Below are 10,693 nucleotides of genomic sequence, written 5' to 3'. Positions count from 1 at the left end.
CACCTAAGGGGCGCGGGGAACTGCGCGACCAGCCACGACGAACCGGCAGCCGCAAAGTTCTCCACGCCCCGACGGCGTCTAGGCGCTCGTCACTTCCACAGCGGCAAGACTCTTCTTCCCCCGCCGCAGCACGAGCCACCGACCGTGCAGCAGATCTTCCTTCGCCGGCACCGCATCCTCGGAAGCGACCTTCGCATTGTTCACGTAGGCCCCGCCTTCCTTGACGGCCCGCCGCGCAGCGGACTTGCTGGCCACCAGCCCGACCTCCGCGAACAGGTCCACCACGAGCCCGAGCTCGGCGACCTGCACGTGCGGCAGCTCGGAGAGCGACGCCGCCAGCGTCTTCTCGTCGAGGTCCGCCAACTCGCCCTGCCCGAACAGCGCCTTGGACGCGGCGACCACGGCCTCCATCTGGTCCGCGCCGTGCACCAGCGTCGTCAGCTCCTCGGCGAGCGCCCGCTGAGCGGCCCGCGCCTGCGGACGCTCCTCGGTCTGCCGCTCCAGCTCCTCGATCTCCTCGCGGGAACGGAAGCTGAAGATGCGCAGGAACTTGGAGACGTCCCGGTCGTCCGCGTTCAGCCAGAACTGGTAGAACGCGTACGGCGTCGTCATCTCCGCGTCGAGCCAGATCGTCCCGGACTCGGTCTTGCCGAACTTTGTGCCGTCCGCCTTCGTGATCAGCGGCGTCCCCAGCGCGTGCACCTCGGCCTGCGGCTCGACCCGGTGGATCAGGTCCGTGCCCGACGTGAGGTTGCCCCACTGGTCGCTGCCGCCGGTCTGGAGCGTGCAGCCGTAGCGGCGGTACAGCTCCAGGAAGTCCATGCCCTGGAGGATCTGGTAGCTGAACTCCGTGTAGCTGATGCCCGCGTCGGAGTTGAGCCGCCGGGAGACGGCCTCCTTGGCGATCATCTTGTTGACCCGGAAGTACTTGCCGACGTCCCGCAGGAACTCGATGGCCGACATGCCCTGGGTCCAGTCCAGGTTGTTGACCATCCGCGCGGCGTGGGGCCCCTCGAAGTCGAGGAACCGCTCGATCTGCCCGCGCAGCCGCTCCACCCAGCCGGCCACGACCTCGGGCGCGTTCAGCGTGCGCTCCGCCGTCGGCTTCGGGTCGCCGATCAGGCCCGTCGCCCCGCCGACCAGGCCGAGCGGACGGTTGCCGGCCTGCTGGATCCGCCGCATCGTCAGGATCTGCACGAGGTTGCCGAGGTGCAGGCTGGGCGCGGTCGGGTCGAAGCCGCAATAGAACGTGACGGGACCGTCCGCGAACGCCTTGCGCAATGCGTCCTCGTCAGTGGAGAGGGCGACCAGCCCGCGCCACTTCAGCTCGTCGACGATGTCCGTCACGGTTCTCTTGTCTCCTAGATCACACAGATGAAGATCACGCAGGCGGCCGACCGGCCACCGCCTACGAGGTTATACGCCCTGACTGACAGAGCTCATATTGAAATCCGGCACCCGCAGCGCCGGCATCGCCGCCCGCGTGAACCAGTCGCTCCACTCCCGCGGCAGCGTCTTCTCCGTACGCCCCGCCTCGACGGCCCGCCCCAGCAGGTCCACCGGCGACTCGTTGAACCGGAAGTTGTTGACCTCCCCGACGACCTCGCCGTCCTCGACGAGGTACACGCCGTCCCGGGTGAGCCCGGTGAGCAGCAGCGTCGCCGGGTCGACCTCGCGGATGTACCACAGGCACGTCAGCAGCAGCCCCCGCCCGGTCGCCGCGACCATCTCGTCCAGGGACTGCGAGCCACCGCCGTCGAGGATGAGGTTGTCGCCGCCGGGAGCGACCGGCAGCCCGGTGAGCGCGGCGCTGTGCCGGGACGTGACCAGGTTCTTCAGCTCGCCGTTCCCGACCCACTCGGTCGCCCGCACGGGCAGCCCGTTGTCGAAGACGGACGTGTCGCCGCCGGAGGAGTGCGCGATGACGAACGGCGCGGATTCGAGCCCCGGCTCGTGCGGGTCGCTGCGCAGCGACAGCGGCAGCTCGGTCAGCCGCTCACCGAGCCGCGTACCGCCGCCCGGCTTCGAGAACACCGTCCGCCCCTCGGTCGCGTCCCGCCCCGACTGCGACCACATCTGGTAGATCAGCAGGTCGGCGACGGCGGTCGGCGGCAGCAGCGTCTCGTACCGCCCGGCGGGCAGCTCGATACGCCGCTGGGCCCAGCCCAGGCGTACGGCCAGCTCCGCGTCCAGCGCGGCCGGGTCGACGTCCTTGAAGTCCCGTGTGGAGCGCCCGGCCCACGCGGAGCGCGTACGGTCGGGCGACTTGGCGTTCAGCTCCAGGGTGCCGTTGGGCTGGTCGTGCCGCAGCCGCAGCCCCGTCGAGGTGCCGAGGTAGGTGGAGACCAGCTCGTGGTGGGCGAAGCCGTACAGCTCGCGCCCGCCCTCCCGCGCGCGGGCGAACGCCTCGCCCAGCGCGGGCGCGAAGTCCGCGAACACGGCGGACGACGTCTCGGCGGGCGCCTCGGTGAACTCCGGCGAGAGCGGCGTGCCCGACACCAGCGGCTGCGCGTCCTCGGCGGGCCCGGCGGCGCGCGCGGCGTCCTCGGCGGCCCGGACGAGGGACTCCAGCTCGTCGCTCGTGACGGCGGCCCGCGTCACCACGCCCGACGCGGTGCCCTCCGCGCCGTCCACGGTCGCGATCACGGTCAGCGTCCGCCCGCGCGTGACGCCGTTCGTCGTCAGGGCGTTGCCCGCCCAGCGCAGGTTCGCCGACGACTGCTCGTCCGCGACGACGACGCACCCGTCCGCACGGGACAGCTCCAGGGCCCGCTCGACGATCTCGTGCGGCTTGCTGACGGCGGCACTCATCGCCCGGCCTCCTGAGTGGTGTTCAAAATGTTGACGCCCTTGAAGAGCGCGGACGGACAGCCGTGCGACGCCGCCGCGACCTGCCCCGGCTGGGCCTTGCCGCAGTTGAAGGCGCCGCCGAGCACGTACGTCTGGGGCCCGCCGACCGCCGTCATCGACCCCCAGAAGTCCGTGGTCGTCGCCTGGTACGCGACGTCCCGCAGCTGGCCGGCGAGGCGGCCGTTCTCGATGCGGAAGAAGCGCTGGCCGGTGAACTGGAAGTTGTAGCGCTGCATGTCGATGGACCAGGAGCGGTCGCCGACGACGTAGATGCCGCGCTCGACGCCCCCGATGAGGTCCTCCGTGGACATGCCGGCCGGGTCGGGGGCCAGCGACACGTTCGCCATGCGCTGGACGGGGACATGGCCCGGCGAGTCGGCGTACGCGCACCCGTTGGACCGACCGAGCCCCGTCAGCTTCGCGATGCGCCGGTCGAGCTGGTAGCCGACGAGCGTGCCCTTGCGGACCAGGTCCCAGGACTGGCCCGCGACCCCCTCGTCGTCGTACCCGATCGTCGCGAGCCCGTGCTCGGCCGTGCGGTCGCCGGTGACGTTCATCAGCTCGGAGCCGTACCGCAGTTTGCCGAGCTGATCGAAGGTCGCGAAGGAGGTCCCGGCGTACGCGGCCTCGTAGCCGAGCGCGCGGTCGAGTTCGGTGGCGTGGCCGATGGACTCGTGGATCGTCAGCCACAGGTTGGAGGGGTCGACGACGAGGTCGTACAGGCCCGCCTCGACGCTCGGCGCGCGCATCTTCTCCGCGAGCAGCGAGGGCATCTCGGCGAGTTCGGCGTCCCAGTCCCAGCCGGTGCCGGTGAGGTACTCCCAGCCCCGGCCGGCCGGCGGCGCGAGGGTGCGCATCGAGTCGAACTCGCCGCTGGACTCGTCGACGGAGACGGCCGTGAGCTGCGGGTGCAGCCGGACGCGCTGCTGCGTCGTCACCGTGCCCGCCGTGTCCGCGTAGAACTTGTTCTCGTGCACGGTCAGCAGCGAGGCGTCGACGTGGTCGACCCCGTCCGCCGCGAGCAGCCGCCCGCTCCACTCCCCGAGCAGCCCGGTCTTCTCCTCGTCCGGCACGGAGAACGGGTCGATCTCGTACGCCGACACCCACGTCTTCTCGGCGTGCACGGGCTCGGCCGCCAGCTCGACCCGCTCGTCGGACCCGGCGGCCCGGATGACCTGCGCGGACAGCTTGGCCATGGCGACGGCCTGCGAGGCGACCTTCGCGGCGGCGTCCATGCTCAGATCCACGCCGGAGGCGAACCCCCACGTCCCGCCGTGCACGACCCGCACGGCATACCCGAGATCCGTGGAATCGGACGACCCCGCCGGCCGCCCGTCCCTCAGCCGCCACGCCGCACTGCGCACCCGCTCGAACCGGAAGTCGGCGTGCTCGGCCCCCAACGCCCGCGCCCGCGCGAGCGCGGCATCCGCGAGGGCCCGTAGCGGGAGGGCCAGAAACGATGGATCGATCTCATGGGGCACGGGTGGGATCCCTTCGGGGTGCTCGCCTGTGATGACCGTCGCAGGCAGTGAATCATGTCCCACAGCCCGCGCTCCCTCGAAATCCTGTCCGGGCGGCTCTCCGGGGACCGGTCCGGAGGAGCTCGTGTCTCCGCCTGCAGATGCGAGGAACAGTCGAATTCGATCGGAACTGATCTATTGATGTTGCTCTTCCGTCCGGACCTGGGTGTTCGGTGGGGCGAGAAAGATCTTGTGTGCCCCTGGGGGGTGGCGTGGGGCCTCTGACCTGCTGTGAAAGCGGAGGAGGTGCTGAAGTCCCGATGTATTACGGGAAAGTTGAATCACTTGTTCCGTAAAACGCTCTGGTTTGTACGCCGTTGTGTGAACGAGTGTTTGTCGGAGGTGCAGAGTAGTGTGAAAAGTCGCCAGGAGTTGACGAGCAACTCCTGTGCGAGTGAAGGCGTGTGGAGGCGTACGTGGTCGGACCGCTGGTGTCTGTGAAGACCCTCTCCTGCAAGGAGCTCCGAGAGGTCGCGGACCGGCTCGTCAAGGCTGGGTGGGAGCTGCGTGCCGAAGGGCACAAGGCCACGCTGTACTGCCCGTGCGAAGGGCAGTGCACGACCATTCCCGTCCCCTGCACGCCGGGGAACCCGGGGAACGCGGCACGCCGGATCGCGCGCCGAGCGAAGCTCTGCCCGCTTCCCGCGGGGGACCCGCGCCGTAGCCGTCGAGGTGGTGTTGACGTTTGACAACAGGTGATGGGTGGGAAAAGCTGTAGGACGGGGTGGCGAATCCCGGCGCGTCACACGTCAGCCGGGAGGGACGGCGCTACCAGGGGGGATGGGGCTGCTGTGGCATTTGCGGAGTACGAGTTCCAGTTCGTGGTCGATGGCATCGATGTGGACGACGAGGCCGCGGTCGACGTGGTCCACGAGAAGTTCGACGGCCTGCTCACCCGTCACCGGGACCGGCATCTGCTGGACGTGGCGGAGACAGGGGCCAGCACGATCGACGCGGCGCATCGCATCGTCGTGCGGCTGCGCAAAACGCTGCCCGGCCTGCGGTTGCTGAGGATCGACCCGGACCTGGTGGGAGTCTCCGACATCGCCGAGCGGGTCGGGAACACGCGGCAGAACGTGCAGCAGTGGGTCAACGGGGAGCGCAGAGCGGGCTCGGAACCCTTCCCCGCGCCGGAGGGGGTGGCCGGGCGATCGGCCGTGTGGCGGTGGGGAGACGTCAACGCCTGGCTCGCCGCTGTCGGCGAGGGTGACGGTGTCCATGTCCCGACCCGTGAAGAGGCCCTGCAGATCGACTATTTCCTGCCCTCCTGGCGGCGGACTCTGGACGACGGACTGCCATTGGTCAACGCGGTACCCGCGGTCGAGGGCGACGAGGACGGGACCGAGCGTGAGGCGGTGAGGAGGCTTCTGGAGGGCACGCTGACCGAGCCCGGAATACTGGAGAGGATCTCCGCCTTCCCCCGGCTGGACCAGCAGCGGCTCACTGTTGTCTGCGCGGTCCTGACCGATCGTCTGGACGGTGTCGTCCGCCGGATCGGACACGACGAGACCTGGGCGGTACTGGCGTTCAAAGGCCCCAGCGGCGAACTGTGCCTGCGACCGGTCGGCACGGGCGAGGCTCCGGGCGCGGTGCCGGCGTCCCAGTTGGGGCTCGGCGCCGATGCCACGGTCGGAGACCTGCTTCTCGTCCAGGCCAACGGCTCGGTGAATCCCGCCGTTCCCATGACCCCCGTGGGCCTGTAGGGCTGACGTCCCAGGGTTTCTCCGCGGCCCCGACTCCCGCCGCGTTACGTTGAGTTCGTGACGAAGGAACACCGTACGCCCAGACAGCGCGCAACCGTCCGGACCGAGTCCGCCGCCGGGTTCGCCGAGGAGAGCGAGCGGCTGGCGGAGCGGTATCCCGAGGAGCGGGAGACGCTGCTCCTGGAGGCCGCGGGGGAGTGGAGCGCGGCGGGGGAGCACACCAGGGCGCTCGCGTTGTACAACCGGCTGCTGGCGGAGGGGGCGGCCGAACCGGATCTGGTGGACGCCTTCCGGATCGGCGAGCTGTGGGAGGCAGGCCGGACCGAACAGGCGCGCGCGGCGGCGGAGGCGTTCCGCGTCCGGCACCCCCGGCACCCGGGGGCGTGGAACATCGTCGCCGAGCACTACGAGATGGCCGAGGAGACGGCGACGGCCGCCGAGTGCTTCACGGCGGCCCTCGCGCACATCCTGGGCACGGCGGACGTCGTGAAGGGCAGTCGGGATTCCGACGACCTGGAGTCGCTCGTCATCGGCAGGCACCGGGTACGGCGGAAACTGGGCGAACCCCACGACGACTGGGACGACGCCGCCCACGAGGTCCACGACCGGCGCGCCCTGCCCCTCCTCGGCAGGGTGCGCCCGCTCGACGAGATGCACGATCCGGGGTTCATGGAACGGTTCGTGCGTGAGTCCCTCGACGCGCCCCCGGCCGAGCACGGCCCGCTGAAGACGTGCGTCCTGTACTGGCCGAAGGACGAGTTCGCGGACCTCCTGGCCCGCCACCCGGCCGTCGCCGGTTCCTACGGTGACGACCATCCCGCTCACCTCCGACAGGTCGAGCACGCGTTGCGCGAACTGTCCGACCAGGGCGCCGTCCGCCTGGCGGTGGGCCGGGCGACGGTGGACGCCCTGGAGGCGTACACCCGTGAGAACGGCGGCTCCCCCGACAATCCCGGCACCCGGTCCGCCTACGCCGCCGACCTCGCCCGCACCGGCCGCACGGCCGACTGGCCCCCGCCCCGCAACGGCCCCTGCTGGTGTGGATCCGGGCGCAAGTACAAGAAGTGCTGCGGAAACCCGGCCCTGGGGTGAACGCGGACGCGACTGTAGGAACCCCACAGCCAGGTTCATGACCCACTGTCGGTGCCCGAATGTCCGTGAAAGGGGGTGGGCGGATAGGTTTTCGGGGAAGCCGCCTGTCGGTCCAACGGCCGGGCGGATGTGTCAGACCCCTATCGAAAGGGTGATCCGTTGAGCCGCTCGGTTCTCGTCACCGGAGGCAACCGGGGCATCGGCCTCGCCATCGCCCGCGCATTCGCCGACAACGGCGACAAGGTCGCGATCACGTACCGCACGGGTGAGCCTCCGGAGGCCCTCACCAAACTGGGCTGCCTCGCGGTCAAGTGCGACATCACCGACCCCGAGCAGGTCGAGCAGGCGTACAAGGAGATCGAGGAGCAGCACGGCAACGTCGAGGTGCTCGTCGCCAACGCCGGCGTCACCAAGGACCAGCTCCTGATGCGCATGTCCGAGGACGACTTCACGTCGGTCGTCGACACGAACCTCACCGGCACCTTCCGGGTCGTCAAGCGCGCCAACCGCGGCATGCTGCGCGCCAAGAAGGGCCGCGTCGTCCTGATCTCCTCGGTCGTCGGCCTGTACGGCTCGCCGGGCCAGGCGAACTACGCCGCCTCCAAGGCCGGCCTCGTCGGCTTCGCCCGCTCCCTCGCCCGCGAGCTGGGCTCCCGCAACATCACCTTCAACGTCGTGGCCCCCGGTTTCGTCGACACCGACATGACCAAGGTCCTCACCGACGAGCAGCGCGCCGGCATCGTGTCCCAGGTGCCGCTCGGCCGCTACGCGCAGCCGGAGGAGATCGCCGCGACGGTGCGGTTCCTCGCCTCCGACGACGCCTCGTACATCACTGGAGCCGTCATCCCCGTTGACGGCGGACTGGGAATGGGTCACTGATCACCATGAGCGGAATCCTCGACGGCAAGCGCGTCCTGATCACCGGCGTGCTGATGGAGTCCTCCATCGCCTTCCACGCCGCGAAGCTGGCCCAGGAGCAGGGCGCCGAGATCATCCTCACGGCGTTCCCGCGCCCGACGCTCACCGAGCGCATCGCGAAGAAGCTGCCCAAGCCCACCAAGGTCATCGAGCTGGACGTCACCAACGACGAGCACCTGGGCCGGCTGGCCGACGTCGTCGGCGAGGAGCTCGGCGGCCTCGACGGCGTCGTCCACTCCATCGGCTTCGCGCCGCAGGACGCGCTCGGCGGGAACTTCCTCAACACGCCGTTCGAGTCCGTGGCCACCGCCATGCACGTCTCGGCGTACTCCCTCAAGTCGCTCACCATGGCCTGCCTGCCGCTGATGCAGAGCGGCGGCTCCGTCGTCGGCCTCACCTTCGACGCGCAGTACGCCTGGCCGCAGTACGACTGGATGGGCCCCGCCAAGGCCGCGCTCGAAGCGACCAGCCGCTACATCGCCCGCGACCTCGGCAAGCAGAACATCCGCTGCAACCTCATCTCCGCGGGCCCGATCGGCTCCATGGCCGCGAAGTCGATCCCCGGCTTCAGCGATCTGGCCGCCGTCTGGGACCACCGCTCCCCGCTGGAGTGGGACCTCAAGGACCCCGAGCCGGCTGGCAAGGGCATCGTCGCGCTGCTCAGCGACTGGTTCCCGAAGACGACGGGCGAGATCATCCACGTGGACGGCGGGCTGCACGCGATCGGCGCGTGACGCTGCCGCTGAGGCCGGGCGTGGACCGAGGCCGGGCTTCGCCCCGGGCCCGGTGCCCGCTCGGCTCCGGTTTCACCGAGGGTCCGTCTCCGGGAGCTGTCTCCCGGGTGCGGGCCCTCACCCGTTCGGCCCTCCAGACCGGGCCCCCGCGGCGGTCGAGGGACAGGCTGGGAGTACGCCTGTAGGAGTACGTCTCTCCCAGGAGGTTCCCTTGTGCGCCTGTCCCGCAGCGTCACCCCTGCGATAGCCGCCGTCACCCTGCTGCTCTGCCTGCCGTACGAGGCGCTGCCCCGCGCGCGCGAGCCTGAACGGGAGCCGTCGGCGCAGCCGTTCGGCGCCGAGTGCCGTACCGGCGTGGAGGGTTCCCGCGCCGTCGCCTGGTGCCACAACCCCTACCCCGACACGGACCGGGTCCGCCTGCACGTGGAGTGCGCGCGCTGGTGGGACGTCGACACGGACACGTCACCCGTCGACGTGGGCCCGGCCAGGACCGTACGCCTGACCGGCCGGTGCTGGAAGGAGATCCGTACGGTGTGGGTCAGCCACCAGCGGGGGTGACCGTCCCGAACCGGCACCCGAACGCGTGGCCCGCGGCCTCCGCCGCCGCCCCCTGCGCGTCCCCCGCGCGGATCGCCTCGATCAGCCGCGCGTGTTCCACGTACGACCCCGGCGACAGCTCCGGGCCCACGTCGTCGCGCAGGAAGTCCCGCAGCACCTCGCCGAGATCGGCGTACAGCGCGGTCATCGCGTCGTTGTGGGACGCCGCCACCACCGCCAGGTGCAGCGTCGCGTCCGCCGCCACGAACGCCTCCCGCTCCCCGGACGCCCACGCCTCCTCCCGCCGCGCCAGCAGCGCGTCCAGCTGACGCAGGTCCTTGTCCGTACGGCGCTCGGCGGCCAGCCGCGCCGCGCTGGACTCCAGGGCCGCGCGCAGCTCGGCGATGTGCCGGGGGTCGGCGTCGGCGAAGCGGCGCTGCATGACGCCGGCGAGTTCGCTCGTCGCGGCGACGTACGTCCCCGAGCCCTGCCGGATGTCGAGCAGGCCGTTGTGCGCGAGCGCGCGGACCGCCTCGCGGACGGTGTTGCGGGCCACGCCCAGCTGCTCGACCAGCTCGGGTTCGGTGGGGATACGGGAGCCGACGGGCCACTCACCGGAGGTGATCTGCTGGCGCAGCGCCGCGATGACCTGTTCGGAGAGGGCGGAGCGGTGGGGGTGCGTCAGGGCCATGGGACACCTTCGCACGGGAGGGGCGGGGCGGACGAGGTGGCCCGACCGGCCATAGCTGGACAGCGAATCATCCTATGATTCTATGATGGGTGCATGGTGAGCAAGACGACACGGCGTACGACGGTCCCGGCACCCCTCTCGTCCTCGGCACCGGCCGCACCGGCCGCACCGGAACCCGGCCCGCGCACGCCCGCCCGGGCGAAACGGCTCCTCGTCCTCGCGATCGTCCTCACCGCCGTCAACCTCCGCCCCGCCATCACCAGCCTCGGCGCGCTCCTCGAAGACGTCCGCGCCGGCCTGGGCATGAGCGGCGGCGTCGCCGGCCTCCTCACGTCCCTGCCGCCCCTCTGCTTCGCGGTCTTCGGCATCGCCGCCCCGCGCCTGGCGGGCCGCTTCGGCGCCACCCGGGTCGTCGGCGCGGGCCTGATCGCCCTCACCACCGGCCTCCTCCTGCGCCCCTACGCCGGCGGCGTCCCCGGCTTCCTCGCCGCCAGCGCCCTCGCCCTCATGGGCATCGCCGTCGGCAACGTCCTCATGCCGGTCATCGTCAAACGCCACTTCCCCGACCGCGTGGGCCCCATGACGGGCCTGTACTCCATGGGCCTGGCCCTCGGCACAGCCGCGGCAGCCGCGGCTGTGCCGAGGGCC

At 70.9% G+C, this 10,693-nt stretch carries 10 protein-coding genes; 6 read left to right on the top strand and 4 right to left on the bottom strand.

Features of this window, described 5'->3' with window-relative positions; all coding sequences use genetic code 11:
* Positions 1-78: 78 nt before the first annotated feature.
* From tyrS to AOK24_RS27345, 3 genes are all read right to left on the bottom strand, one after another.
* Positions 79-1,347: a tyrosine--tRNA ligase gene (gene tyrS / locus AOK24_RS27355; RefSeq protein ID WP_055722725.1), complete on the bottom strand. Its 1,269-nt coding sequence runs from the start codon at positions 1,345-1,347 to the stop codon at positions 79-81.
* A gap of 69 nt (positions 1,348-1,416) precedes the next feature.
* Positions 1,417-2,811: a metallopeptidase TldD-related protein gene (locus tag AOK24_RS27350; protein WP_055722724.1), complete on the bottom strand. Its 1,395-nt coding sequence runs from the start codon at positions 2,809-2,811 to the stop codon at positions 1,417-1,419.
* Positions 2,808-4,331 (bottom strand): TldD/PmbA family protein, encoded by a 1,524-nt coding sequence (locus AOK24_RS27345; RefSeq protein WP_055722723.1) that lies wholly within the window; start codon positions 4,329-4,331, stop codon positions 2,808-2,810. The genes AOK24_RS27350 and AOK24_RS27345 overlap by 4 nt, the downstream gene beginning before the upstream one ends.
* Positions 4,332-5,161: 830 nt before the next feature.
* Between AOK24_RS27345 and AOK24_RS27340 the strand changes: the two genes are divergently transcribed.
* The 5 genes from AOK24_RS27340 to AOK24_RS27320 all read left to right on the top strand — a co-directional run bounded on the left by AOK24_RS27340 (position 5,162) and on the right by AOK24_RS27320 (position 9,375).
* A complete protein-coding gene (locus tag AOK24_RS27340) occupies positions 5,162-6,073 on the top strand; it encodes a class II aldolase/adducin head domain-containing protein (RefSeq protein ID WP_055722722.1) in 912 nt (303 codons plus the stop codon).
* Between the two features lie 57 nt (positions 6,074-6,130).
* On the top strand, positions 6,131-7,165 hold the full coding sequence (locus AOK24_RS27335) for an SEC-C domain-containing protein (RefSeq protein ID WP_055722721.1): 1,035 nt from the start codon (positions 6,131-6,133) through the stop codon (positions 7,163-7,165).
* 159 nt (positions 7,166-7,324) lie between these two features.
* Positions 7,325-8,044, top strand: a complete 720-nt coding sequence (gene fabG, locus AOK24_RS27330) for a 3-oxoacyl-[acyl-carrier-protein] reductase (RefSeq protein ID WP_055722720.1) — start codon at positions 7,325-7,327, stop codon at positions 8,042-8,044.
* A 5-nt stretch (positions 8,045-8,049) separates the two neighbouring features.
* A complete protein-coding gene (fabI, locus tag AOK24_RS27325; RefSeq protein ID WP_055722719.1) occupies positions 8,050-8,817 on the top strand; it encodes an enoyl-ACP reductase FabI in 768 nt (255 codons plus the stop codon).
* Between the two features lie 213 nt (positions 8,818-9,030).
* Complete coding sequence (locus AOK24_RS27320; protein ID WP_055722718.1) at positions 9,031-9,375, top strand: hypothetical protein; 345 nt, start codon at positions 9,031-9,033, stop codon at positions 9,373-9,375.
* Here the strand turns inward: AOK24_RS27320 and AOK24_RS27315 are convergent.
* Complete coding sequence (locus AOK24_RS27315) at positions 9,356-10,045, bottom strand: FadR/GntR family transcriptional regulator (protein WP_055722717.1); 690 nt, start codon at positions 10,043-10,045, stop codon at positions 9,356-9,358. The genes AOK24_RS27320 and AOK24_RS27315 overlap by 20 nt on opposite strands.
* 93 nt (positions 10,046-10,138) lie before the next feature.
* Here AOK24_RS27315 and AOK24_RS27310 point away from each other — a divergent pair.
* Positions 10,139-10,693 (top strand): MFS transporter (locus tag AOK24_RS27310; protein WP_159052000.1); only part of this gene is annotated, 555 nt, incomplete at its 3' end.

Source organism: Streptomyces niveiscabiei (assembly GCF_001419795.1).
Taxonomy (GTDB): domain Bacteria; phylum Actinomycetota; class Actinomycetes; order Streptomycetales; family Streptomycetaceae; genus Streptomyces; species Streptomyces niveiscabiei.
This window is presented reverse-complemented; position numbering and strand designations above follow the sequence as displayed.

Bases quoted from the DNA above. Each gene is read 5' to 3' on its own strand.
- AOK24_RS27350 (WP_055722724.1), bottom strand. From the start codon at position 2,811: ATGAGTGCCGCCGTCAGCAAGCCGCACGAGATCGTCGAGCGGGCCCTG.
- fabI (WP_055722719.1), top strand. From the start codon at position 8,050: ATGAGCGGAATCCTCGACGGCAAGCGCGTCCTGATCACCGGCGTGCTG.
- AOK24_RS27315 (WP_055722717.1), bottom strand. From the start codon at position 10,045: ATGGCCCTGACGCACCCCCACCGCTCCGCCCTCTCCGAACAGGTCATC.